Raw genomic sequence first — 24,690 nt, forward strand, 5'->3', positions numbered from 1 at the left:
TTATTCCGCCGCCTGCTTGAAGCCGCTCTTGGCCAGCGCCGAGCACTCAGCCATCACGGCCGAGGCCCGCGCGATCGGGTTGGTGAGATAGAAGTCCTTCACCGGCGAGGTGAAGGTGCCCTTGTTCAAGCGTCCGCCGAGCTTCGCCGCCCTGGCAACGCCGTCGGCGCTGCCCGCCGCGACATGATCGACGCGGGCAAGATGCGGGTATTCGCCATAGAGCTTGGCGCGCAGCTGCGCGAGCGAATCGAACGGCAGCTTCTTGCCGAGCACATCCGACAGCGCCCGCAGGATCGCCCAGTCCTCGCGCGCTTCGCCCGGGGCGAAACCGGCGCGGTTGGTCTGCTGCACGCGGCCTTCCGTGTTGACATAGGTGCCGGATTTTTCGGTGTAGGCAGCGGCCGGCAGGATGACATTGGCGCGGTGCGCGCCCGCATCGCCATGCGTGCCGATATAGACGACGAAGGCCCCGCCGGTCCTGGCCATGTCGATCTCGTCGGCGCCAAGCAGGAACAGGAGATCCGTCGCGCCCAGCATGCCGGCGACATTCTTGCCGCCCTCGCCCGGCACGAAGCCGACGTCGAGGCCGCCGACTCTGGCCGCCGCGTTGTGCAGCACCGCGAAGCCGTTCCACTCGGCCGTGACGGCATTGACGGCCGTCGCCAGCCTTGCCGCCTGGCCGAGCACTGCCGCGCCGTCCGAGCGCGCCAGGGCGCCCTGGCCGACGATGATCAGAGGATGCGCCGCATTCTTCAGCACCTCGAAGAACTTGCCGTTGCCGTCGGCCAGGTCCTTCAAGGATTCTGGGCCGGCGCCGATGAGCTCGTAGTCATAGCGCGTGTCGCCGATCTCGCCGATGACGCCGATCGGCAGGTTGCCGCCGCGCCAGCGCTTGCGGATGCGGGCGTTGAGCACCGAGGCCTCGAAGCGCGGATTGGCGCCGACGATCAGCACCGCGTCGGCCTGCTCGATGCCTTCGATGGTCGGATTGAAGATGTAGCTGGCGCGGCCGAGCGATGGATCGAGCGCAGCGCCGTCCTGGCGGCAGTCGATGTTCTTGGAGCCGAGCGCCGCCATCAAAAGCTTGAGCGCATAGATTTCCTCGACCGCGGCGAGGTCGCCGGCGATGGCGCCGATGCGCTCGGGCGCGGTCTTCGACACCTCGTCCTTGATCGCCGTGAAGGCTTCCGCCCAGCTTGCCGGAGCAAGCTTGCCGTTCTCGCGAACGTAGGGACGATCGAGGCGCTGGGTGCGCAGGCCATCCCAGATGAAGCGCGTCTTGTCCGAGATCCACTCCTCGTTCACGGCCTCGTTGACGCGCGGCAGGATGCGCATCACCTCGCGGCCGCGGCTATCGACGCGGATCGCCGAGCCGACGGCGTCCATGACGTCGATCGACTCCGTCTTGGTCAGCTCCCACGGCCGCGCCTGGAAGGCGAACGGCTTGGAGGTCAGCGCGCCGACCGGGCAAAGGTCGATGACGTTGCCCTGGAGCTCCGAGGTCATCGCCTGTTCGAGATAGGTGGTGATCTCGGCATCCTCGCCGCGGCCGATCAGGCCGAGTTCGGAGATGCCGGCGACCTCGGTGGTGAAGCGGACGCAGCGCGTGCAGTGGATGCAGCGGTTCATCACCGTCTTGACCAGCGGACCGATATACTTGTCTTCGACCGCCCGCTTGTTCTCATGGTAGCGCGAGGAGTCGACGCCGAAGGCCATCGCCTGGTCCTGCAAGTCGCACTCGCCGCCCTGGTCGCAGATCGGGCAATCCAGCGGATGGTTGATCAGTAGGAACTCCATCACGCCTTCGCGGGCCTTCTTGACCATCGGCGTGTTGGTGAAGATTTCCGGCGCTTCGCCGTTCGGGCCGGGGCGCAGGTCGCGCACGCTCATGGCGCAGGAGGCCTGCGGCTTGGGCGGGCCACCCTTCACCTCGATCAGGCACATGCGGCAATTGCCGGCGATGGACAACCGCTCATGGAAGCAGAAGCGCGGCACTTCCGCGCCGGCGTCCTCGGCCGCCTGCAGCAGCGTGTAATGGTCGGGTACCGTGATCTCTTTCCCGTCGACCTTGAGCTTTGCCATTCGCCTCAAACCCTCGCGGATTTCCCGCAATCTTTCGTTCCGGGGCGCGACTACGCCCGGCATTTCATCTCACTATTTGGCGGCCAGCGCCGCCGCTTGGCCAGTCCAGTCGTCGCGGCCGACGCGGCCGGCGAGCGACAGGTAATCCTCGACCCAGGCGATCTCTTCCGCGGTCCAGGCAGCGATCTGGTCGTAGGACCAGATGCCAAGACCATTCAGCACCTTCTCCAGCTTCGGCCCGATGCCCGATATCGCCTTCAGGTCGGACGGCTTTGCCGGCTTGTCGATCGCCTTGGGCTGCCTGAAATCTTCCGGCATCAGACCGGTCGCGGCCGTTCCGGCTACCGTGTCGCCTCTCGCGTCGAGCGCCTTCTCAGCGCTGACGTTCGCCGCGATGTCGGTCACATCCCTGGCGAAGGTCTGCGCCTCGGCGATCAGCGTCTCGGTCGCCTTGCGCGCCTTGGACGAATTGTTGGCAGCTTCGGTCCGCGCCTCGAGATCGTCGAGGAACGGCTGGAGCATGCGCTGCGAGGCTTCGACGGCGCCGGAGAACGCGCCCAGCCAGACACCCAGGGCATGGTTGGCGAAACCGATGCCTACCGCCGATAGTGCAGCCACGCCCGCGACAGGATGCGCCATCAGGTTGACGGCGCTGGCCATCTCTCGCGGCATCATCTTGGTCAGGTCCGGGTTCATCTTCTCGAGTTCGTCCAAATAAGGCATCAGCGGGTAGGCTATCGAATACGGCGCCATAGACATCTCCTGGTCGTTTCTTCGTACGCCCCGCCCCTGCTTTCCGTCCCGGGCAAAGCCCGTCTTGCAAATCTATTCCGCCGCCACCATCACCGGCTCGACCCGGTGCGCGTTGCGCGAAAACTCGTCGATGCGGCGCTCCACCTCGCCGCGGAAATGCCGCATCAGGCCCTGGATCGGCCAGGCCGCGGCATCGCCCAGCGCGCAGATCGTATGGCCCTCGACCTGCTTGGTGACATCGAGCAGCATGTCGATCTCGCGCTTCTGCGCTTCGCCGCGCACCAGCCGCTCCATCACCCGCCACATCCAGCCGGTGCCTTCGCGGCACGGCGTGCACTGGCCGCAGCTCTCATGCTTGTAGAAGTAGGAAAGCCTGGCGATCGCCTTCACGATATCGGTCGACTTGTCCATGACGATGACGGCCGCAGTGCCGAGGCCGGATTTGAGGTCGCGCAGCGCGTCGAAATCCATCGGCGCGTCGATGATCTGCTCGGCCGGCACCAGCGGCACCGAAGCGCCGCCCGGGATGACCGCGAGCAGATTGTCCCAGCCGCCGCGAATGCCGCCGCAATGCGTCTCGATCAGTTCCCGGAACGGGATCGACATCGCCTCCTCGAAAGTGCACGGATTGTTGACGTGGCCGGACACGCAGAAGAGCTTGGTGCCGGCATTGTTCGGCCGGCCGAATGACGAGAACCAGGCAGCACCCCGGCGCAGGATCGTCGGCGCGACGGCGATGGATTCGACGTTGTTGACCGTGGTCGGGCAGCCATAAAGGCCGACATTGGCCGGGAATGGCGGCTTCAGTCGCGGCTGGCCCTTCTTGCCCTCGAGGCTTTCGAGCAGCGCCGTCTCCTCGCCGCAAATATAGGCGCCGGCGCCGTGGTGCATATAGACGTCGAAGTCGTAGCCGGAGGTGTTGTTCTTGCCAATGAGCTTGGCCGCATAAGCCTCGTCGATGGCGCGCTGCAGCGCCTCGCGCTCGCGGATGAACTCGCCGCGCACATAGATGTAAGCAGCGACCGCGCCCATGGCGAAACCGGCGACCAGCGCGCCCTCGACCAGCGTATGCGGATCGTTGCGCAGAATGTCACGGTCCTTGCAGGTGCCGGGCTCGGATTCGTCGGCATTGATGACGAGATAGCTCGGCCGGCCATCGCTCTGCTTGGGCATGAACGACCATTTCAGGCCGGTTGGGAAGCCGGCGCCGCCACGGCCGCGCAGGCCGCTTGCCTTCATTTCGTTGATGATCCAGTCGCGTCCCTTGGCGATCAGGCCGGGTGTATCGTCCCACATGCCGCGCGCCTGCGCTCCGGCCAGCGACTTGTCGAAGAGGCCGTAGATGTTGGTGAAGATGCGGTCTTTGTCCTGAAGCATTGTTCGTCCCTCAGACCGGCTTCTTGCCGAAGACGCGGATGTACTCGGCGACGCCGCCCTTGGCGAGCGCCTTGGCCTGCTTCACCCAGTCGTCGCGCTCGATACGGCCGCGGAAATTGAGATAGCCGTCGACCCATTCGCGCTCGGCCTTCCTCCACGCAGAGACCTGCGCGAAAGTATAAATGCCAAGCGAATGCAGGACGCCTTCGATCTTCGGACCGACACCGGAGATCAGCTTCAGATCGTCGACCGTTGCCGGACGCGCGATCCCAGCCGGGCGGTTCTTGTCCTCGAGCGAAGGCTTGGCCGTCTTGGTCGCAGGCTGCTTCGCTTCCGGCGACTTGAAGGCGGACGCCGGCTCGGCCTTGGGCTTCGGCCCGCTGCGCGGCTTCGAAACCGCCTCGACTTCCGGAGAAGCCTGGTTGGCATTGGCTGCGGAGTGGCGCGGCGCCCTGACGCTGGCCGCCTTCTCGGTGGCGGGCGAAACCTTGACCGGCGACGGTGTCCTTAGTGCCGGACTGGTTTCGGGCGCGTCGGTTTTCGGCTTGCCGGATTTCGATGGCCCGACAGGGGCCGAGGGCGGCGCGGCAGGCGCCTGCGAGACGACGGCGGCGGATGCAGCAGCGGGCGCTGCGGCAGCGGCTTGTCTGGCTGCCTTCGCGGCGGCCTTGGCTTCCTTGTCGCGGGTGGATTTCAGGATTGCCTTCTCGCTTTTCAGCGTCGTCAGGCCCGTGGCCGGCTCCGAACCGATGCGGCCGTTCTGCGGACCGGGCTTCACCTCGGCGCCTTTGCCGGCTTCATAGAGATCGATGATCTCGGCAAGGCGCTCCGGCGTCAGGTCTTCGAACGTGTCCTTGAAGATCATGACCATCGGCGCGTTGACGCAGGCGCCGAGGCATTCGACTTCCTCCCACGACAGCGTGCCGTTGTCGTTGGTATGGAACTGGTCGTGATGGATCTTAGACCGGCACACATCCATCAGCGCTTCCGAGCCGCGCAGCATGCAGGGCGTGGTGCCGCAGACCTGGATATGGGCGCGGGTGCCGACCGGATTGAGCTGGTATTGCGTGTAGAAGGTGGCGACCTCGAGGCCGCGGATGCGCGGCATGCCGAGCATATCCGAGATCGTCTCGATCGCCGCTTTCGTCACCCAGCCTTCCTGTTCCTGAGCGATCATGAGCAACGGGATGATGGCCGACTGCTCGCGTCCCTTCGGGTATTTGGCGATCCACTGCTGCGCCGCCGCGGCGTTCGCCTCGTTGAAGGCGAAGGAGGCTGGCTGGACGCTGGCATCTGCGAGACGGCGGACTGACATTTAGCGATCGACCTCACCAAACACGATGTCGAGGGAGCCAAGCACGGCGGTGACGTCGGCCAGCATGTGGCCGCGGCACAGGAAATCCATGGCCTGCAGATGCGCAAAACCCGGCGCGCGCAGCTTGCAGCGATAGGGCTTATTGGTGCCGTCGGAGACGAGATAGACGCCGAACTCGCCCTTCGGCGCCTCGACAGCCGCATAGACCTCGCCGGCCGGCACGCGATAGCCCTCGGTATAGAGCTTGAAATGATGGATGAGCGCTTCCATCGAGCGCTTCATCGCCGCGCGCTTCGGCGGCACCACCTTGCCGTCGAGGTTCGACACCGGTCCGGCGCTCTCCTTGCCGAGCAGAAGTTCGACGCACTGGCGCATGATCTTGGCCGATTGGCGCATCTCTTCCATGCGCACGAGATAGCGGTCGTAGCAGTCGCCGTTCTTGCCGATCGGGATGTCGAAATCCATCTCGGAATAGCATTCATAGGGCTGCGCCTTGCGCAGGTCCCAGGCGGCACCCGAGCCGCGCACCATCACGCCCGAAAAACCCCAGGCCCAGGCGTCGGCGAGCGACACCGTGCCGATGTCGACATTGCGCTGCTTGAAGATGCGGTTGCCGGTGAGCAAGGCGTCAAGGTCGTCGACCGACTTCAGGAACGGATCGATCCACTTGCCGATATCCTCGATCAGCCTCTGCGGCAGGTCCTGATGCACGCCGCCTGGCCGGAAGTAGGCCGCATGCATGCGCGAGCCGGAGGCGCGCTCATAAAACACCATCAGCTTCTCGCGCTCGACGAAGCCCCACAGAGGCGGCGTCAGCGCGCCGACGTCCATCGCCTGCGTCGTCACATTGAGGATGTGCGACATGATGCGGCCCATTTCGGAATAGAGCACGCGGATCAGCTGGCCGCGCTTCGGCACCTCGATGCCGAGCAGGCGCTCGGCCGCGAGCGCGAAGGCATGCTCCTGGTTCATCGGCGCGCAATAGTCGAGCCGATCGAGATAGGGCACCGCCTGCAGATAGGTCTTGGCCTCGATCAGCTTCTCGGTACCGCGATGCAGCAGGCCGATATGCGGATCGACGCGATCGACCACCTCGCCGTCCAGCTCCAGCACGAGACGCAAAACCCCGTGCGCAGCAGGGTGTTGAGGCCCAAAGTTAATGTTAAAATTGCGGACGGAGGTTTCAGCCATTGTGGCGCCTCAATTTGGCTTCGCCTTTTCATCGCCCGGAAGGACGTAATCCGTTCCCTCCCATGGGCTCAAAAAGTCAAAGTTTCTAAATTCCTGCTTCAATTCCACCGGCTCATAGATGACTCGCTTGGCCTCGTCGTCGTAGCGAACCTCGACGAAGCCGGTCAGTGGGAAGTCCTTGCGCAGCGGATGCCCCTCGAAGCCGTAGTCGGTGAGGATGCGGCGCAGGTCCGGATGGCCCGAGAACAGCACGCCGTAGAGATCATAGGTCTCGCGCTCGAACCAGTCGGCGCCGGGATAGACGCCGGTCAGCGACGGCACCAGCGTCTCCTCGTCGGCCTGGACCTTGAGGCGGATGCGGACGTTCTGCTTCGGCGACAATAGGTGGTAGACGACGTCGAAGCGCTTGGCACGCGACGGATAGTCGGCGCCGCAAATGTCGATGATCGAGACGAACTGGCAGCGCGGGTCGTCGCGCAGGAAGGTCGCGACCTCGGTCAGGTTGCCCGGCTCGACGCAAACCGTCAGTTCGCCATAAGCAAGCACCGTTTCGCCGATGCGGCCGGAGAGCTTCTCGCCGAGATAGGTGGAGAGTTCGTGCAACGCCAAGGCCATTGGTTCACCGTTCGATCGTGCCGGTGCGGCGGATCTTCTTCTGCAACAGGAGAATGCCGTAGAGCAGCGCTTCGGCGCTCGGCGGGCAGCCGGGGACATAGATGTCGACCGGCACGATGCGGTCGCAGCCGCGCACCACCGAATAGGAATAGTGATAGTAGCCGCCGCCATTGGCGCACGAACCCATCGAGATGACGTAGCGCGGCTCCGGCATCTGGTCGTAGACCTTGCGCAGCGCCGGCGCCATCTTGTTGGTCAGTGTGCCGGCGACGATCATGATATCGGACTGGCGCGGAGACGCGCGCGGCGCGACGCCGAACCTCTCCGAGTCATAGCGCGGCATCGAGGTGTGGATCATCTCGACCGCGCAGCAGGCGAGACCGAAGGTCATGAACATCAGCGAGCCGCTGCGCGCCCAAGTGATCAGCGCCTCGGTCGAGGTGACAAGGAAGCCCTTGTCGGCCAGCTCATTATTGATCTCGAGGAAGAAGGGATCGTCCTCCCCCACCGGCCTGCCGGTGTTGGGATCGATGATGCCCTTGGGCTTCGGCGCGACGAGGGTGCCTGAACTGTCGTTCAATCCCATTCCAGCGCTCCTTTTTTCCATTCATAGGCAAAGCCGATGGTCAGCACCGCCAGGAACACCATCATCGACCAGAAGCCGAGCATGCCGAGCTTGGAGAAGGACACCGCCCACGGGAACAGGAAGGCGACCTCGAGATCGAAGATGATGAACAGGATCGACACCAGGTAGAAGCGGATGTCGAACTTCATGCGGGCGTCGTCGAATGAGTTGAACCCGCATTCATAGGCGGAAAGCTTTTCCGGATCGGGATTGCGGTAGGCAACCAGGAACGGCGCAACGATCAGCGCCAGGCCGACAACCATCGCCACTCCGATGAAGAGCACGATGGGCAGATACGAACTTAGGAGTGCGCTCATGCGACGACTTTCCTTCGGCGGCCAGTTCACTTTGATTACAGCAACGGACTCTAAGGCGGAAGCGTGACAGTTTAACCCGCTGAACCGTTTTAGGTGGCCTATGCTGCGACGCGGCGAGGGTTAGCGCAGCGGTTTCGGCGACGCAAGTCAAACCTTGTTCAAAATCCGGCCCTGGACGCCATATCGGAAGAAACTGGTCCGATCCGCTCCTGTTTGATTTCCTTCATGTTTTAGTCCACTTTTCTATCCTGACATATCTCCCGCCATTTGCCTGTTAGCATGGCCGGAATCACCGACTGGAAATCCCGGCAAAGGATCAGGGCAAGGTAGCTGGATGAAGGAAAAGATCTCGCTCGCCGCCGCAAGGCGCATTGCGCTCGGCGCGCAGGGTTTTACCGATGCGCGGCCGGCCGGCACGCCCGATCGTCGCCATCTCGCCCGTGTGCTTTCCCGAACTGGCCTGCTGCAGATCGATTCCGTCAGCGCCGTGGTGCGCGCCCACTATATGCCGCTCTATTCGCGCCTCGGCCCCTACCCCCTTGCGCTGCTCGACAACGCGGCCCTCACGCGCAAGCGAACCGTCTTCGAATACTGGGCCCATGAGGCTTCCTTCCTGCCCGTCGAGACCTATCCGTTGATGCGCTGGCGCATGCAGCGGGCCGAGAAAGGCGAGGAAATGTATCTCGGCCTCGCCAAATGGGGCCGCGAGCGCAAGGCGATGATCGAGGAGATCTACGGGCAAGTCGCGGAACGCGGGCCGATCGCCGCCTCCGACATCGAAGGCCACAAGGGCAATGGCGGATGGTGGGGCTGGAGCGAGGCCAAGCACGCTTTCGAATGGCTGTTCTGGGCCGGGCGCATCACCACCGCCTACCGGCGAGGATTCGAGCGCTATTACGACCTGCCCGAGCGGGTTCTGCCGCAGGCCATCCTCGACCTGCCGGTGCCCTCGGTCGAGGACGCGCATCGCGAATTGCTGCGCATTTCCGCGCGCGCCCACGGCATCGCCACCTATGGCGATCTGCGTGACTATTTCCGCCTGGCGCCTGGCGATACGAAGGCCAGGATCGAGGAACTGGTCGAGACGGGCGAACTGCTGCCGGCGAAGGTCGAAGGCTGGGACAAGCCCGCCTATCTCCACAAGGATGCCCGCTTTCCGCGCCGCATCGAGGCTCGCGCCCTGCTCGCGCCCTTCGATCCGGTGGTTTTCGAACGCACGCGCACCGAGAAGCTCTTCGGCTTCCGCTACCGCATCGAGATCTACACGCCAGCCGAGAAGCGCCAGTACGGCTACTACGTGCTGCCTTTCCTACTCGGCGACCGGATCGTTGCCCGGGTCGATCTGAGAGCTGACCGCCCGGCCGGAGTGCTGCGCGTCCATGCGGCTTTTGCCGAAGCCGGCGCTCCCGCCGAAACGGCCGCACAGCTCTTCGATGAGTTGAAACAGATGCAGGCATGGCTCGGCCTGGAAACCATCGAGGTGATGCCGGGCGGCGACCTTGGGCCGGCGTTGGCCGACATTTCGGTGTCGTAGCCGCGCGTTGACATGCCAGCACCTCTAAGCCTAAATCCGCCGCAGACGGTCTCCTCCCGGCAAGGGGAGGAGCCAAGAGGGAATGCGGTGCGGGAAAACCCAAATCCGCGGCTGTCCCCGCAACTGTGAGCGACGAGCCTCAGCCGAAAACCACTGGGATGTTCCCGGGAAGGCGGCGCAAGGCGACGACCCGCGAGCCAGGAGACCTGCCGTCTGAGACATGAGAATCCGATCGCTCGGCGGGTTTTCCGGGCAAGGAGCCTGGTTTTGGATCGCAACGTCAGTTTTCCGGCTAATACCGCGGACATTTCGTCCGAACCTCGCGACGCGCTATCGGAAGTGACCGTCATCGTCTGCTCCTCCTGCCGCGATGAGACCGGTTCGGACGCGCATCCGCGCGCCGGCGCCCTCCTTGCCGAAGACGCGCGCCGCGCCGCGCCGGACGAGAAAATCCGCATCCGCACCGTCGAGTGTCTCGGCAATTGCAAACGCCGCCTGAGCGCGGCGCTGCTGCGCGACGGCTGCTGGAGCTATGTCTTCGGTGACCTGGAAACGACCAGCGGCGCCGACCTCGTCACCGGCGCAAAGCTCTTTGCCACCTCGACCGACGGCCTCATCCCCTGGCGAGGCCGGCCCGATTCCCTCAAGCGCGGCCTGGTTGCCCGCCTCCCTCCCCTCGACCTGCTGAAGGACTGACATGACCGCATCCCTCTCCCGTGTTCCCTGCACTGTCGTCACCGGCTTTCTCGGCGCCGGCAAGACCACGCTGATCCGCAACCTGCTCGAAAACGCCAAGGGCAAGCGGCTGGCGATCATCGTTAACGAATTCGGCGATGTCGGCATCGACGGCGAGATCCTGAAAGGCTGCGGCATCGACACCTGCCCAGAGGAAAATATCGTCGAGCTCGCCAATGGCTGCATCTGCTGCACCGTCGCCGACGATTTCGTGCCGGCGCTCGACCAGATCCTGTCGCGCACGCCGAAGGTCGACCACATCCTGATCGAAACCTCCGGCCTCGCTTTGCCGAAGCCGCTCGTCCAGGCCTTCCAGTGGCCGACGGTGAAGAGCCGCGTCACGGTCGATGGCGTCATCGCGGTGGTCGACGGTCCGGCGCTGGCCGACGGCCGCGTCGCCTCCGACATGGACGCCCTGCAGGCGCAGCGCGCCGCCGACGATTCCCTCGACCACGATGATCCGGTCGAAGAGGTGTTCGAGGACCAGATCGCCTGCGCCGACCTCATCATCCTGTCGAAGAGCGATCTGATGGACGCGGCGGGCTCAGTCCGCGCCAATGCCGTTATCGGCGAGCACGTGGCGCGCGCGGTCAAGGTCGTGCCGACCGCACAGGGCAAGGTCGACCCGTCGGTGCTGCTCGGTCTTGGCCTCGCCGTCGAGGACGACATCAAGAACCGCAAGACCCATCACGATGACGAGCTCGACCATGAGCATGACGATTTCGACTCCTTCGTCCTCGATATCCCGTCCATCGCCAGTCCGGATGAGCTGGCAAAGCGCGTCGCTCTCGCCGCCGAGCAGGAAAACGTTCTGCGCGTCAAAGGCTTTGTCGAGGTGGGCGGCAAGCCGATGCGGCTGCTGCTCCAAGCCGTCGGCCCGCGCGTCAATCACTATTACGACCGCGCCTGGACGCCGGACGACGACCGCCGATCGCGGCTCGTCGTCATCGGCCTCAAGGGGCTGAACCGCCCGGCGATCGAGCGTATCCTCGCCGGCTGAGGCAAGACCGAACCGCGATGCACATCCTCACCACGACATCCGCCTCGCTCGACGATCTCGCCGAGCCGATCGACCTCAGGCAGACGCCTGCGGATGTCGTGGCCCTGTCCTTCACCGACAGCGATCTCGCCGGCCTCGCCGCTGCGTGGAAGGCCGACGCCGCGCGGCTGCCGTCGATGCGGCTGGCAGCACTTCGCGATCTCCGCCATCCGATGTCGGTGGACCTCTGGATCGACAGCGTTGCCCGTCACGCCAAGGTGGTCCTCGTCCGCATCCTGGGCGGCTACGACTGGTGGCGCTATGGCTCCGACCAGCTCGCCGCGGTCGCACGCGAGCGCGGCATCAAGCTGGCGCTGCTGCCGGGCGAAAGCCATGACGAGGACCAGCGGCTGATCGAAGCCTCGACCCTGCCGCGCGCCGAACTCGACGCCCTGCTCGGCTATTTCCGCGAAGGCGGCCCGGCGAACATGAGCGCGCTGGTGCAAAGACTGGCAAGGCTCGCCGGGTCGGATACGGCCGTGGCCGAGCCGGTGAGCGTGCCGAAGGCGGGGTACTATCAACCAGGAATCGGAGTTGTCGCGAAATCAGTCTTCTTGAACGTCGGCGATCCGTCACACCTCCCTCTGTCCGGCAGGAGAGAGGGGGGTGTGGCGGAGCTCAACATCGACAGCGTCGGTGCCCCCGTCATCCCCATCCTCTTCTACCGCTCGATGCTGCTTGCCGCGGACGTCGCGCCAATCGATGCACTCGCAGATGCCCTTCGCTCGCAGGGCATGACGCCAATGCCGATCTTTGTTTCGAGCCTCAAGGACCCGGTATCGCTGGCTTTCGTCGAAACCGCCATCACCTCGTTGAACCCGTCCGCCATCGTCACTGCAACCGCCTTTGCTTCCGGTGCCGAGCCTGGTGCCGAAACGCTCTTCGACCGTGCCGGCGTGCCCGTGTTCCAGGTCATCGTCGCCACGACGCGGCGCGAAGTCTGGGAGAAAAACCAGCGCGGCCTGGCGCCCGCCGACCTTGCCATGCATGTCGTGCTGCCCGAGCTCGATGGCCGTATCCTCGCCGGCGCGATCTCCTTCAAGGGCGAGATCGACGCCGATCCGGCGCTGGCCTTCCGCGCCTTCGCCAACCGACCGGAAACGGATCGCGTCGCCCAGGTCGCCGCTCGCGTCGCGGCGATCATTCGCCTTCAACGGACGGAGCGGGCGGAACGCAAGCTGGCGATCCTGATTCCGGATTATCCAAGCGCGCCCGGACGCACCGGCTATGCTGTCGGCCTGGATGTGCCGTCGAGCGTGCTCGCCATGCTGCAGGACCTGAAGGAACAGGGCTATGCGGTTGATGGGATTCCACAATCGCCACGCGGGCTGCTGGATGTGTTGGAGGTGGGTGGACTTGGTCTCACCTTACAGGAATATCTCGCCTTTTCGGCAGCGCTTCCCGAAGGTGCACGCGACACGGTTGAGGCAGCGTGGGGGAGAGCCAACGACAAAGCTCACGTCAATGCGCCCCCCTCTGTCCTGCCGGACATCTCCCCCTCTAGGGGGGAGATTGCGCCTGCATCGATGCTTTCGCCAATCATCAACGCTGGAGGAGAAGCGCCGTTAGCGAAACTGCCAATCTCCCCCCTTGAGGGGGAGATGTCCGGCAGGACAGAGGGGGGTGTTCAAGCGCCTCCTTCCGCAAGCTTCCCCTTCCGCGCCGCCACCTTCGGCAACGTCACCGTGGCGCTGGCCCCCGACCGTGGCCGCTCCGCAGACCGCCGCGCTGACTACCACGACCCGACCCTTCCCCCGCGCCACGAGCTGATCGCCTTCGGCCTGTGGCTGCAAAAGTCGCTCGGCGTCCACGCCATCGTCCATGTCGGCGCGCATGGCACGCTGGAATGGCTGCCGGGCAAGACGGTCGCGCTCTCCGACACCTGCTTTCCCGAGATCGTCACCGGCTCGCTGCCGGTTGTCTATCCCTTCATCGTCTCCAATCCCGGCGAGGCGGCGCAAGCCAAGCGCCGCATCTCGGCCGTCACGCTCGGTCACCTGCCGCCGCCGCTGACCGGCGCCGGGCTCGACGAGGCGCAACAGAGGCTTGAGCGGCTGGTCGACGAATACGCACAAGCCGACGGGCTCGACCGCCGCCGCCGCGACCGTCTGGCCAGGCTCATCGTCGAGACAGCGGAGAAATCCGGGCTGGCTGCCGAAGCCGGAGTTGCCGGAACCGATGTGCCGGACGAGGCGCTGCGCCGCATCGACGCGTGGCTGTGCGACCTCAAGGATTTTGCCGTCAAGGACGGGCTGCATGTCTATGGCCGCGCGCCGGAAGAAGAGGCCGATCCACTGCGCCGCCAAAGCGCCGAGACCGAAAAAGACGCCCTGCTCGCTGCGCTCGACGGGCGTCACATCAAGGCCGGACCGGCAGGCGCGCCGGCGCGCGGCCGTTCCGACGTGCTGCCGACCGGCCGCAACCTTTTCACCTCCGATCCGCGCACCATGCCGACGCCGACCGCCTACGATCTCGGGCAGGCGGCGGCGGAAGAAGTCGTGCGCAGCTACATGCAGAGCCATGGCGACTGGCCACGCTCGCTGGTCATCGACCTCTGGGGCTCCGCCTCGTTGCGCACCGGCGGCGAGGAGATCGCGCAAGGCCTGGCGCTGATGGGCTGCCGGCCGCAATGGGATGCCGCAACGGGCCGCGTCACCGGCATCGAGGTGATGCCGCCGGCCGCCCTCGGCCGCCCGCGCGTCGACGTCACCTGGCGCATCTCCGGCCTGTTTCGCGATATGTTCCCGACCCAGATCGCGCTGATCGACGCCGCTGCCAGCGCCGTCGCCGGTCGCGACGAGGACGATTCGGAAAATCCGCTTGCCGCCGCGGCCCGTGCCCAAGGCAAAATCGGTCCGCGCATTTTCGGCACCTCGCCCGGCACTTACGGCGCCGGAGTCGAGGAATTGCTGTCGCGCGGCGAATGGAGCGCGCGCGAAGAGATCGGCCGCGCCTATCTCGAAGCAACCTCGCATGCCTATGGCGGCGCCGACGGTGAGGCCATCTCCGCGCCCGGCGTCTTCGAGGGCCGCATCGCCGACGCGGACCTGCTTGTCCACACCGGCGACGACCCGGGCCGCGACATCCTCGAAGGTTCGGCCGATGTCGCCTTCATCGGCGGGTTTTCGGCCGCACTTGCCGCGCTTGGCAGGAATGCCGATGTCATCGTGCTCGACACGACTGACCCTAAGAAGCCGAGGCCGCGATCGGTCGGCGAAGCCGTGTCGCGCGTGGTGCGGGCCCGCGCCGTCAATCCGCGCTTCATTGCCGGGCAGATGCGCCACGGCCCCCGCGGCGCCTCGGAATTCGCCGAGACGGTCGACCGCCTGGTCGGCTTCGCCGAGACCACGCATGCCATATCGGGCGCGCTGATCGAGGCGGTGCACGACGCCTATATCGGTGATGCGGAAGTCCGAGCCTTCTTGCTGCGCGAAAATCCCGCCGCCGCGAAGGTCATCGCTGAGCGATTCCTGGCTGCGCGACGGCGCGGTCTCTGGCATCCGCTCAGGAATTCCATCGACGACGATCTCACGGCCTTGATCGCCGAGGCGCAGGCAAGCGAGGTGGCGGCATGAACGCCTTCTCGCGTCGTGGCGCCTGCCCCGCGTTGAGCGCGCCGATGCAGACCGGCGATGGCCTGCTGGTGCGGCTCAATCCGGTTCCTGGAGGGCTTGCACCCAAGTCGCTGATCGGTCTTTGCGAATCCGCCTTGCGCCACGGCAACGGCATCATGGAAGTGACCGCTCGCGGTAGCCTGCAGATCCGGGGCCTGACCGCAGACAGCGCTTGGCTGCTGGCGGCGGAAGTGGATGCGCTGGGCATCGCCGTGCGGACGGGCGTGCCGGTGGAGACCGGGCCGCTCGCGGGTATCGACCCGCAGGAGATTGCAGATTCGCGCCCCGTGGCCGATCGGATCAGGCTGGCTATTGAAGAGGCGGGGCTGACGCCACGGTTGGGGCCGAAGGTGTCCGTGGTCGTCGACGGCGGCGGGCAGTTGGCTGTGGATGCGCTGACGGCTGACGTGCGGCTGAAGGCGGTGCGGACTGTGGCCGGCGTCCAGTGGAGCGTGTCGGTTGCCGGTGACAGCCAAAGCGCGAAGTCACTCGCCACTGTTGACGAGGATACGGCGCGCAACATCGCGGTGGCTGCACTAAGGATGGTGGCCGAAAAAGGCCGCGAGGCGCACACGCGGGATTTGTCGGACCGGCAGTTGGCTTCGCTCGCAGGCTGGCATTCCTTCGCGCCCCCCTCTGTCCTGCCGGACATGTCCGGCAGGACAGAGGGGGGCGCCGTAGGGCGTCAGCATTCGCCCATCGGCCTCTTCGACCTGAGCAGCAGCCACGCCCTCGGCATCGGCCTGCCCTTCGGAAGTATGCCGGCGCAGAACCTCATCGACCTCGCCGCCAGGGCCTCCGATCTGGGCTCGGCCGAAATCCGCATGGCCCCAGGCCGCACCCTACTTTTCCTCAACCTCTCCCCATTCGCCAGCGCCTCTCTCCAAGCCTCCGCGTCCGCCCTCGGCTTCATCACCGCCCCCACCGATCCGCGCACCCGCATTGCCGCCTGCCCCGGAGCGCCCGCCTGCGCCTCCGGCCGCATCGCCACCCGCGCCATCGCCGAAGAAATCGCAACGGAAAGCCCCGATCTCTTCGATGCCTCCCTCACCCTCCACATTTCCGGCTGCGCCAAGGGCTGCGCCCATCCCGGCCCAGCGGGCCTCATCCTGGTCGGCGACGAAAACGGAGCCGGACTTGTCGTGGACGGGACGGCAAAGGCCCTTCCTGCCGGATACAGGCCGGGCTATGACGCCGCGCGCGGGGTCGCCGGCATTGCGGCGGCGATCCGCAACGCACTGCATCCCGGCGAGACCGCCGCCGCTTGCCTCACAAGGCTCGGCGCGACTGAGATCGCCGAACTCTATCGACGGAACTGAAGAATGGCCGCCTACGACTATATCCATGACGGGATGGCGATCTACGAGCGCTCTTTCGCCATCATCCGCGCCGAGGCGAAATTGTCGCGCTTTTCCGAGACAGAGGCCGATGTCGCGATCCGCATGATCCACGCCTGCGGCCAGGTCGAGGCAGCCAGCCAGTTCGTGTTCTCCAGCGGTTTCGTTGAAGCGGCCCGTGCCGCCCTTGCCGCCGGGGCGCCGATCTTCTGCGATGCCGAGATGGTCGCCCACGGCATCACCCGTGCCCGCCTGCCGGCCGGAAACGAGGTGATCTGCACGCTGCGCGACCCGCGCACCGTCGATATCGCCAAGGAAATCGGCAACACGCGCTCGGCCGCCGCTATCGACCTTTGGAGCGAGCGCATGGCAGGTTCGGTGGTCGCCATCGGCAACGCACCGACCGCGCTGTTCTATCTGCTCGAAAAACTGCGCGACGGCGCGCCGAAGCCGGCCGCCATCATCGGCATGCCGGTTGGTTTCGTCGGTGCTGCCGAATCCAAGGATGCACTGGCGGAAAACTCCTACGGTGTGCCTTTCGCCATCGTGCGCGGCAGGCTGGGCGGCAGCGCCATGACGGCCGCAGCACTCAACGCATTGGCGAGGCCAGGCCTGTGAACGCTTTCCCCAAAGGCCGGCTCGTCGGCGTCGGCACCGGTCCCGGCGATCCGGAGCTGTTGACGCTGAAAGCCGCGCGGGCATTGGCTGAAGCGAATGTCGTCGCCTATTTCGCCAAGCGCGGCAACAACAGCAACGCGCGCGCCATCGTCGAGGCGCACTTTCGCCCGGATATGGTCGAGCTGCCCTTGCTCTATCCGGTGACGACCGAGATCGACAAGGATCACGACGACTATCGCTCGCAGATCACCGATTTCTATGAGCAGTCCGCCGAACAGGTCGCCGGGCATCTCGGCGCCGGCAAGATGGTGGCCGTGCTGTCGGAGGGCGATCCGCTTTTCTACGGCTCCTATATGCATCTGCACGTGCGCCTCTCGCACCGATTCCCGACAGAAGTCATTCCCGGTATCACCGCCATGTCCGGCTGTTGGTCGGCGACCGGCCTGCCGATCGTCCAGGGCGACGATGTGCTGACCGTGCTTCCCGGCACGATGAGCGAGTTCGAGCTGACGCGACGGCTGGCCGATACCGATGCCGCCGTCATCATGAAGGTCGGCCGCAATCTGCCGAAGATCCGCCGCGCGCTGGAAGCGACCGGCAAGCTGACGAAGGCCGTCTATGTCGAGCGCGGCACCATGCCGGGCAGCGTGTCGATGCGGCTCGCGGAAAAGCCAGACGACAAGGCCCCCTATTTCGCCATCGTGCTGGTCGCCGGCTGGTCGGCGCGTCCCGGAGTTCCCGGAGCCAAGCCTTGAGCGGCCGCCTCACCGTGATCGGCCTCGGCCCCGGCAATGCCGATCAGGTCACGCCGGAGGCGATCCGCGCCGTGACGGAGGCTTCCTTCTTCTATGGCTACAAGCCCTATCTCGACCGGCTCGAGCTGCGACAGGACCAGACCCGCATCGCCTCCGACAATCGCGAAGAGCTAGCCCGCTCGAACGAGGCGCTGGCCAAGGCAGCCGAAGGTCACAGCGTCGCTGTCGTGTCCGGCGGCGATCCCGGCGTATTCGCCATGGCGGCCGCCGTCTGCGAGGCGATCGAAGCCGGTCCGCCAGAATGGAGGTCAATCGACCTCGCGGTCGTTCCCGGCGTCACCGCCATGCTCGCGGTCGCCGCCCGCATCGGCGCGCCGCTTGGCCATGATTTCTGCGCCATCTCGCTCTCCGACAATCTAAAACCCTGGGAGCTGATCGAGCTGCGTCTGCTGGCGGCGGCCGGCGCCGGCTTCGTCATTGCGCTCTACAATCCGATCAGCAAGGCCCGCCCCTGGCAGCTCGGCCGCGCCTTCGAATGCCTGAAGGCCATTCTGCCGGGCACCACCCCGGTGATCTTCGGCCGCGCCGCCGGCCGGCCCGAAGAGCGCATCGAGGTGTTTCTGCTCGCCGACGCCGATGCGGCAAAGGCCGACATGTCGACCTGCGTCATCATCGGCTCGCCCGAGACCCGCATCATCAAGCGCGGCGACAAGCCCGCGCTGGTCTACACGCCGCGTTCGGCAACTGGGTCGAGAAAATGATCGACCATCGCAGCCAGCTGATCGACGGTCTCGGCCGACGCAACGTCAGGCAGCGGCGGCCTGCGCACCATGATCACCTCGATGCCGAGCGCGCGCGCCGCGGCGATCTTGCCGTAGGTCGCCTCGCCGCCGCTGTTCTTCGAAACGACGGTATCGATGGCGTATTTTTCAAGCAGCGCGCGCTCGTCCGCTTCGGGGAACGGCCCGCGCGCCAGAAGGTAAACTGCGTCAGGCACAGCCAGCTTTGGCTCGATCGGGTCGACGCTGCGAATGAGATAGCGATGCTGCGGAGCGGCCTCGAACGCGCCGGCTTCCTGCCGGCCGATCGCCAGCAAGACTCGTCGCGGCGCCGTGCCAAGCGCCTTGGCCGCTTCAGCGACGCTCTCCACGAAAGTCCAGCGATCACCCGCGACAGGCTGCCAGCCGGCACGCCGCAGCGCAACCATCGGCACGCGGGTTTGCCTGGCCGCCTCAGCGGCATTGGCCGACATACGGGCCGCGTAAGGATGCGTGGCGTCGACCACCAGATCGACCTGTTCCCGATGGAGGTAGGCGGCCAATCCCTGCATGCCGCCAAAGCCGCCGCTACGCATGGGCACGCCTTGCGCCATGGGGCTTTCGGTGCGGCCGGCGAGCGACAGCGTGATCGAGAAATCCTTCCGGCGAGCCAGCTTGCCCGCCAGCTGCCGGGCCTCCGTGGTTCCGCCGAGAATCAGAATACGGTGGGTCATCATGCCTGCTGAGGGTTCGCGCGCTGCCAAGCCGGTCGCAAGATGGCTGACCATCGTCGGCATCGGCGAGGACGGTGTAGCGGGTCTGGGCGACGAGGCCAAGCGCAGGATCGCCGAGGCCGAAGTCATCTTTGGCGGCAAGCGGCACCTCGCGCTCGTCTCAGACTTGGCCAAGGGCAAGGCGCGACCGTGGCCGACGCCGTTCGATGCCGAGATGCATGATGTGCTGGCGCTCGAAGGCAGAAGCGTCTGCGTGCTGGCTTCCGGCGACCCGTTCTTCCACGGCGTCGGCGTCACGCTCGCGCGCAAAGTGAAACCGGATGAGATGCTCGTCCTGCCGGCGCCGTCATCGCTGTCGCTAGCCGCCTCCCGTCTCGGCTGGGCGCTGCAGGATGTCGAAACCATCTCGTTGCATGGCCACTCGATCGACCTCCTCCGCCCCCTGCTCCACCCCGGCGCACATATCCTTGCGCTCACATCCGACAGCGACGCGCCGGCCGCCATCGCCGCGCTGCTTGACGAACTCGGCTTCGGTCCGTCGCGGTTGACGGTTCTCGAAGCGCTTGGCGGCCACGACGAAACCCGCCGCGCTGTCCGCGCCGACGCCTTCGATCTCAAGAACATCAATCCGCTCAACGTGCTGGCGCTCGAAATAGAATCGACTCCGGATGCGCGCATCCTGCCTTTGACCGTCGGCCTTGCCGATCATCTGTTCGAGCATGACGGCCAGATCACCAAGCGCGAGATCCGCGCCATGACGCTGTCGGCGCTGGCGCCGCGGCGCGGTGAACTGCTCTGGGACATCGGTGCCGGCTCCGGCTCGATCGGCATCGAATGGATGCGGGCTCACCCTTCGATGCGGGCGATTGCCATCGAAGCCGACAACGAGCGCGCCGCCCGCATCCATCGCAACGCCGCGCATTGCGGTGTGCCCGGTCTTGTCGTCATCGAAGGCTCGGCACCGAAAGCGTTGGCAACACTGGAGACACCAGACGCCATCTTCATCGGCGGCGGCGGCAGCGATGCCGGCGTGCTGCAGACAGCGATCAAGTCGCTGCGCGCCGGCGGCCGCTTGGTCGCCAATGCTGTGACGCTGGAAATGGAGGCGCTGCTGCTTGGCCAGCATACCAGGCGCGGCGGCGACCTTCTGCGCATCGCCCTCTCGCGTGCGGCGCCGGTCGGATCCATGCAGGCCTGGCGTCCGGCCATGCCGGTCATGCAATGGAGCTGGGTAAAGCCATGATGGTCGCGGGTATCGGCTGCCGGAAGGGTGTGACGCCGCGCGACGTGCGGGCCGCGATCGAGACCGCGCTCGAAGCGCATGGGTTGGCAGTAACCGCGCTTTCAGCGCTGGCAACGGGCGAAATGAAACGCGACGAGCAAGCGATCTTTCTTGCCGGTCGCGACCTCGACCTGCCCGTGCTCGTCGTCTCCGACGACGCCTTGCAAACCGTCTCGTCTGGCACGATCAGCCAATCCGAATGGTCGCTTGCTCATGCCGGCACGCCGTCGGTTTCGGAAGCGTCGGCCCTGGCCGCGGCCGGCAAAGAGGCGAAACTGCTTGGGCCGCGCACGGTACTTGGTCCTGTTACCTGTGCCATCGCCCTTGGTGGAGGCCCAAAATGACCGTCCATTTCATCGGCGCCGGCCCTGGTGCTGCCGACCTCATCACCTTGCGCGGCAGCCGCCTGCTGGCGTCCTGCCCGGTCTGCCTCTATGCCGGCTCGATCGTCGCGCCGGAACTGCTCGAACACTGCGCGCCCGGAGCCAAGCTGATCGACACCGCGCCGATGTCGCTCGACGAGATCGAGGCCGAATATCTTGCCGCCCACAAAGCCGGCCAGGACGTCGCGCGCCTGCATTCTGGCGACCTTTCGGTGTGGAGCGCAGTGGCCGAGCAGATCCGGCGGCTCGAGAAGCGCGATATCCCCTACACGATGACGCCGGGCGTGCCTTCCTTCGCGGCGGCGGCGGCGGCGCTTCGGCGCGAGCTTACCATTCCCGAGCTCGCGCAGAGCCTCGTGCTGACCCGCGTGTCTGGCCGCGCCTCGAAAATGCCGCCCGGCGAGACGCTTGCTGGCTTCGGCCGCACCGGCGCAACTCTAGCCATCCATCTCGCCATCCATGCCATCGACCGCATCGTTGCCGAACTCACGCCGCTCTACGGCGCAGAATGCCCAGTGGCGGTCGTCTTCCGCGCTTCCTGGCCGGACGAGCGCATTCTGACCGGCACGCTGGGCACGATCGAGGCGCAGCTTGCGCAAAATCCGATGGAGCGCACGGCGATCATCTTCGTCGGCAGCGCATTGGCCGCGCAGGATTTCGGCGAGAGCTCACTTTACGACGCCCACTACCAGCGGCGTTTTCGCGGACGGGACGGATTGTGAACGCCAGCACCAACAGAAACGGACGGGCAACGGTGGAGCAGGCGCTGGCGCGGCTGAACTTCAAGCCGCGCGCGCTGGAGCCCGGCCATGTCTGGCTGGCCGGCGCCGGCCCCGGCGATCCCGGCTGCCTGACGCTCGAAGTGCTGGCGGCACTCGGGCAGTGCGATGCCCTGGTCTATGACGCGCTGGTCTCGCCCGATGTCGTCGCGGTTGCTGCAGGCGCGGAGCTCTTCTACGCCGGTAAACGCGGCGGCCAGCCCTCGATGAAGCAGGACGACATCAACGCCCTGCTCGTGCGGCTGGCGCACGAGGGCCGCCGCGTCGTGCGGCTCAAGGGCGGCGATCCCTATATTTTCGGCCGCGGCGGCGAAGAGGCGTTGTCGCTGGCACGGGAAAACATACCATTTCGGGTGCTCTCCGGCCTCACCTCCGGTCTCAGCGCATTGGCCGCGACCGCCATCCCCGCCACCATGCGCGGCATCAACAAGGCGGTCATCCTTGCCACGGGCCATGCCGCAGGCACCGATGACGACATCGACTGGGCCGCAATCGCGCGCACCGGCCAGCCGGTCGTCATCTATATGGGCATGACCAATCTGCCGGTGATAGCGGCAAAGCTGCTCAGCGGCGGCCTCGCGCCGTCGACGCCTGCCGCCGTGATCGTTGCAGCGACCACGCCGCAGGAGCGCATCGTTGTCGCCACGCTCGCCACAATCGCCGAGGAGGCCGCTGCCGCCGGGCTCGCCTCCCCGGCGCTGATCGTCGTCGGCGGTATCGTCGCCATGCGCGCGGCACTGGCGGGCGGGGCATGACGGCGCGCGCGATCATCATCGGCGCGCCGCGCTCCGGCTCGGGCAAGACCAGCGTCACCATAGGCCTGTTGCGCGCGCTTGCCCGGCGCGGGCTGAAGGTGCGGGGCGCGAAGTCCGGACCGGATTACATCGATCCCGGCTTCCATACCGCCGCCACCGGCCTCTCCGGCGTCAATCTCGACAGCTGGGCGATGCCGCCTTCCCTGCTCAACGCGCTGGCGAAACAGGCAGCGTCTGATGCCGAGTACGTCATTCTCGAAAGCGCCATGGGCCTGTTCGACGGCATTCCCGCGCCGGAAGGCCGTTCGGGTTCGGCGGCCGATCTCGCCAGGCTCTATGGCCTGCCGGTGCTTCTGGTGCTCGACGTTTCCGGTCAGTCGACCACGGCCGCCGCCGTCGCCAAGGGCTTTGCCACCTACGATCCGGATGTGCGCATGGCCGGCGTCGTGCTCAACCGCCTCGGCAGCGAGCGCCATCGCCGACTGGCGGGCGACGCGATCGAGGCGATCGGCCTGCCGGTGGTCGGCGCCATCATGCGCGATCCGACGCTCAACCTGCCGGAGCGGCATCTCGGCCTCGTCCAAGCAGGGGAGCACGAGAACCTCATGGCGCATCTCGACCGGCTTGCCGACATGGTCGAGAAGTCGCTCGATATCGACGCCATTCTCGCGCTGGCGAGCCCGCTCGAACCCACGGCCGGCGACTTCGGCGAGGCGTTACAGCCGCCAGGCCAGCGCATTGCGCTGGCCGAGGACGCCGCCTTCACCTTCCTCTACCCGCACGTCGCCTCATACTGGCGAAACGCTGGCGCCGAGATCGTGCCCTTCTCACCGCTTGCCGACGAAGCGCCGAGCCAAGATTGCGATGTCTGCTGGCTGCCAGGCGGTTATCCAGAACTGCATGCCGGCAAGATTGCGGCCGCTGGCAACTTCCGTGCCGGAACGGCCCGTTTCGCCGCGAGGAAGCCAGTGCATGGCGAGTGCGGCGGCTTCATGGTGCTGGGCGAGGCGCTGGAGGATGCGGACGGCGAGAGCCATAAAATGCTTGGCCTGCTTGGCCATTCGACAACCTTCGCCAGCCGCAAGATGAACCTCGGCTATCGCGAGGCGCGGCTGCGCGCCGGGTGTCCGCTTGGCAGCGAAGGCATGCTCATCCGCGGCCATGAGTTCCACTATGCGCAGATCGCCGCCACAGGCAATGACGAGCCGCTGGCGGACCTCGCCGACGGCCAGGGCAATCCGCTGGGCGCGTCGGGTTACCGGCGCGGCCATGTCAGCGGCACTTTCTTCCATGCCATTGCGAGGGGCGCATGAGCGGCGGCCTTTCCGAGCCTCGGCGATTGCTCGACGACATAGGCCTCAGCCTTGTCTTCTTGACGCGGCTGAGGCTGCCGTCGAGCGATTTCGGCGGCCGCAGCCTAGCCGAAGCGATCTGGGCGGCACCCTTTGCCGGTCTCGCCGTCGCCGTCATCGGCGCGCTTGTCTACGCCATCGTTGGCGCCCTGGGCCTTGCCGCCGGTCCGGCTGCGGCGCTCGCGCTTGCAGCGACGATGCTTGTCACCGGCTGCCTGCACGAGGACGGGCTCTCCGATATCGCCGATGGATTCGGCGGCGGCAGGACGCGCGAGAAGAAGCTGGAGATCATGCGCGACAGCCGCATCGGCGCCTATGGCGCCGCGGCGCTCGGCATCTCGCTGCTCATCCGCTGGAGCGCGCTTTCGGAACTGGCCAGCCCTGGCCACATCTTCCTGGCGCTGTTGGCAGCGCACGCCGCCTCGCGCGGCCTGTTCGGCGCCTTCATGCATCTTCTGCCGCCGGCGCGCCCCGATGGGCTGTCGGCCGACGCGGGCTCGGTCACTGCCGAAACCGCCGTCGTTGGCGCCGCGCTCGGAGCCATGGCGCTACTGGCGCTCGGCCTCGGCGGCGCAATTGCCGCGGTCGTCCTGCTTGGCCTGGTGTTTGCCGCCTTTCGTGCGCTCTGCCTCAGCCAGATCGGCGGCCAGACCGGCGACACGATCGGCGCGCTGCAGCAGCTCGGCGAGATCGCCGTGCTGCTTGTCGCTTCCGTTTGCCTTTCCTGATTCTCTTTCGGA

The 24,690-nt window shown here is 66.1% G+C and carries 23 protein-coding genes and 1 riboswitch; of the genes, 14 read left to right on the forward strand and 9 right to left on the reverse strand.

All coding sequences use genetic code 11. The features are described from left to right. The 8 genes from nuoG to EOD29_RS01245 all read right to left on the reverse strand — a co-directional run bounded on the left by nuoG (position 1) and on the right by EOD29_RS01245 (position 8,275). Positions 1 to 2,082, reverse strand: coding sequence for an NADH-quinone oxidoreductase subunit NuoG (gene nuoG / locus EOD29_RS01210; protein ID WP_127245740.1), 2,082 nt, complete (start codon positions 2,080 to 2,082; stop codon positions 1 to 3). Positions 2,083 to 2,154: 72 nt separating this feature from the next. Next, the gene (locus tag EOD29_RS01215) at positions 2,155 to 2,835 is read right to left on the reverse strand and encodes an NADH-ubiquinone dehydrogenase (RefSeq protein WP_127245741.1); all 681 of its coding nucleotides are present in this window, start codon (positions 2,833 to 2,835) and stop codon (positions 2,155 to 2,157) included. Between the two features lie 72 nt (positions 2,836 to 2,907). Beyond that, a complete protein-coding gene (gene nuoF / locus EOD29_RS01220; RefSeq protein WP_095829698.1) occupies positions 2,908 to 4,212 on the reverse strand; it encodes an NADH-quinone oxidoreductase subunit NuoF in 1,305 nt (434 codons plus the stop codon). Positions 4,213 to 4,222: 10 nt separating this feature from the next. After that, positions 4,223 to 5,527: an NADH-quinone oxidoreductase subunit E gene (locus tag EOD29_RS01225; protein ID WP_127245742.1), complete on the reverse strand. Its 1,305-nt coding sequence runs from the start codon at positions 5,525 to 5,527 to the stop codon at positions 4,223 to 4,225. Beyond that, a complete protein-coding gene (locus tag EOD29_RS01230) occupies positions 5,528 to 6,718 on the reverse strand; it encodes an NADH-quinone oxidoreductase subunit D (RefSeq protein WP_127240924.1) in 1,191 nt (396 codons plus the stop codon). A gap of 9 nt (positions 6,719 to 6,727) precedes the next feature. Further along, entirely contained in the window at positions 6,728 to 7,333 is a 606-nt protein-coding gene (locus tag EOD29_RS01235; protein WP_066998762.1) for an NADH-quinone oxidoreductase subunit C, read from the reverse strand. Positions 7,334 to 7,337: 4 nt separating this feature from the next. After that, positions 7,338 to 7,919 (reverse strand): NADH-quinone oxidoreductase subunit B, encoded by a 582-nt coding sequence (locus EOD29_RS01240; protein WP_013531090.1) that lies wholly within the window; start codon positions 7,917 to 7,919, stop codon positions 7,338 to 7,340. Then, positions 7,910 to 8,275, reverse strand: a complete 366-nt coding sequence (locus EOD29_RS01245; RefSeq protein ID WP_127245743.1) for an NADH-quinone oxidoreductase subunit A — start codon at positions 8,273 to 8,275, stop codon at positions 7,910 to 7,912. Before EOD29_RS01245 ends, EOD29_RS01240 begins: the two co-directional genes overlap by 10 nt. A gap of 334 nt (positions 8,276 to 8,609) precedes the next feature. Here EOD29_RS01245 and EOD29_RS01250 point away from each other — a divergent pair, with 334 nt between their 5' ends. The 8 genes from EOD29_RS01250 to EOD29_RS01285 all read left to right on the forward strand — a co-directional run bounded on the left by EOD29_RS01250 (position 8,610) and on the right by EOD29_RS01285 (position 18,668). Beyond that, entirely contained in the window at positions 8,610 to 9,809 is a 1,200-nt protein-coding gene (locus EOD29_RS01250; RefSeq protein WP_127245744.1) for a winged helix-turn-helix domain-containing protein, read from the forward strand. A 29-nt stretch (positions 9,810 to 9,838) separates the two neighbouring features. After that, positions 9,839 to 10,038: riboswitch (cobalamin riboswitch) on the forward strand. A 38-nt stretch (positions 10,039 to 10,076) separates the two neighbouring features. Further along, positions 10,077 to 10,505, forward strand: a complete 429-nt coding sequence (locus EOD29_RS01255) for a DUF1636 family protein (protein WP_095826209.1) — start codon at positions 10,077 to 10,079, stop codon at positions 10,503 to 10,505. 1 nt (position 10,506) lies between these two features. Beyond that, entirely contained in the window at positions 10,507 to 11,544 is a 1,038-nt protein-coding gene (gene cobW / locus EOD29_RS01260) for a cobalamin biosynthesis protein CobW (RefSeq protein WP_127245745.1), read from the forward strand. Between the two features lie 17 nt (positions 11,545 to 11,561). Next, on the forward strand, positions 11,562 to 15,158 hold the full coding sequence (cobN, locus tag EOD29_RS01265; RefSeq protein ID WP_127245746.1) for a cobaltochelatase subunit CobN: 3,597 nt from the start codon (positions 11,562 to 11,564) through the stop codon (positions 15,156 to 15,158). Beyond that, entirely contained in the window at positions 15,155 to 16,516 is a 1,362-nt protein-coding gene (gene cobG / locus EOD29_RS01270; protein ID WP_127245747.1) for a precorrin-3B synthase, read from the forward strand. The genes cobN and cobG overlap by 4 nt, the downstream gene beginning before the upstream one ends. Before the next feature lie 3 nt (positions 16,517 to 16,519). After that, entirely contained in the window at positions 16,520 to 17,152 is a 633-nt protein-coding gene (locus EOD29_RS01275; protein ID WP_127245748.1) for a precorrin-8X methylmutase, read from the forward strand. After that, positions 17,149 to 17,907, forward strand: coding sequence for a precorrin-2 C(20)-methyltransferase (locus EOD29_RS01280; protein ID WP_127245749.1), 759 nt, complete (start codon positions 17,149 to 17,151; stop codon positions 17,905 to 17,907). The genes EOD29_RS01275 and EOD29_RS01280 overlap by 4 nt, the downstream gene beginning before the upstream one ends. Beyond that, entirely contained in the window at positions 17,904 to 18,668 is a 765-nt protein-coding gene (locus EOD29_RS01285; RefSeq protein WP_095801991.1) for a precorrin-3B C(17)-methyltransferase, read from the forward strand. Before EOD29_RS01280 ends, EOD29_RS01285 begins: the two co-directional genes overlap by 4 nt. Here EOD29_RS01285 and EOD29_RS01290 read toward each other — a convergent pair. After that, positions 18,632 to 19,399, reverse strand: coding sequence for a cobalt-precorrin-6A reductase (locus EOD29_RS01290; protein WP_127245750.1), 768 nt, complete (start codon positions 19,397 to 19,399; stop codon positions 18,632 to 18,634). The two genes, EOD29_RS01285 and EOD29_RS01290, sit on opposite strands and share 37 nt — an antisense overlap. 1 nt (position 19,400) lies before the next feature. On the opposite strand from EOD29_RS01290, the gene cbiE reads away from it, so the two are divergent. Genes cbiE through cobS form a run of 6 tightly spaced genes read left to right on the forward strand, consistent with a single transcriptional unit; the run spans position 19,401 to position 24,678 of the window. Next, a complete protein-coding gene (gene cbiE, locus EOD29_RS01295) occupies positions 19,401 to 20,642 on the forward strand; it encodes a precorrin-6y C5,15-methyltransferase (decarboxylating) subunit CbiE (RefSeq protein ID WP_127245751.1) in 1,242 nt (413 codons plus the stop codon). Beyond that, positions 20,639 to 21,025: a cobalamin biosynthesis protein gene (locus tag EOD29_RS01300; RefSeq protein WP_067323331.1), complete on the forward strand. Its 387-nt coding sequence runs from the start codon at positions 20,639 to 20,641 to the stop codon at positions 21,023 to 21,025. The genes cbiE and EOD29_RS01300 overlap by 4 nt, the downstream gene beginning before the upstream one ends. Beyond that, positions 21,022 to 21,786, forward strand: coding sequence for a precorrin-4 C(11)-methyltransferase (gene cobM, locus EOD29_RS01305; protein ID WP_127245752.1), 765 nt, complete (start codon positions 21,022 to 21,024; stop codon positions 21,784 to 21,786). The genes EOD29_RS01300 and cobM overlap by 4 nt, the downstream gene beginning before the upstream one ends. Continuing rightward, positions 21,783 to 22,598 carry a uroporphyrinogen-III C-methyltransferase gene (gene cobA, locus EOD29_RS01310; protein ID WP_164763676.1) on the forward strand — a complete coding sequence of 272 codons (816 nt, stop codon included), beginning with the start codon at positions 21,783 to 21,785 and terminating at the stop codon, positions 22,596 to 22,598. The genes cobM and cobA overlap by 4 nt, the downstream gene beginning before the upstream one ends. Next, positions 22,595 to 23,911, forward strand: a complete 1,317-nt coding sequence (locus tag EOD29_RS01315; RefSeq protein ID WP_127245753.1) for a cobyrinate a,c-diamide synthase — start codon at positions 22,595 to 22,597, stop codon at positions 23,909 to 23,911. Before cobA ends, EOD29_RS01315 begins: the two co-directional genes overlap by 4 nt. After that, positions 23,908 to 24,678: an adenosylcobinamide-GDP ribazoletransferase gene (gene cobS / locus EOD29_RS01320; RefSeq protein WP_127245754.1), complete on the forward strand. Its 771-nt coding sequence runs from the start codon at positions 23,908 to 23,910 to the stop codon at positions 24,676 to 24,678. Before EOD29_RS01315 ends, cobS begins: the two co-directional genes overlap by 4 nt. Positions 24,679 to 24,690 lie beyond the last annotated feature (12 nt).

This window comes from Mesorhizobium sp. M1A.T.Ca.IN.004.03.1.1, from assembly GCF_003997555.1.
In the GTDB taxonomy this organism is placed as follows: Bacteria; Pseudomonadota; Alphaproteobacteria; order Rhizobiales; family Rhizobiaceae; genus Mesorhizobium.